At 45.7% G+C, this 278-nt stretch carries 1 protein-coding gene; it reads right to left on the reverse strand.

Annotated features, from left to right (window positions below):
* Positions 1-278: YhdP family protein (locus tag AAEY62_RS22120; protein WP_350636551.1), on the reverse strand; the 278-nt coding region annotated here is incomplete at both ends.

The following is a 278-nucleotide window of genomic DNA, read 5'->3' on the forward strand; positions in this document are numbered from 1 at the left end:
GGCAAGTGGCGTGGCCGCAAAAAAGTCGTGCATTTTTTCAAGCTCGGCTTGCTTATCTATTTTAACTACTAGCTCATCGGCATGCATTAAATCGCTAATGCTAACGCGTACACTACTACCCACAGCTAAATTTACTAACTTGCCTTGCTGGCTATAAATATCCATGCGCTCGTTGGCAAAATGTAACTGGGCGCTGGCGTTAGTAACTGCAGGCCAGTCGGGATCAAACTGATAAGTGGCGTTATCTATTTGTGCTAACACATCAAACTGCCCAGAGC

The sequence above is a fragment of the Pseudoalteromonas sp. GW168-MNA-CIBAN-0100 genome (assembly GCF_040309225.1).
Lineage (GTDB): Bacteria > Pseudomonadota > Gammaproteobacteria > Enterobacterales > Alteromonadaceae > Pseudoalteromonas > Pseudoalteromonas arctica.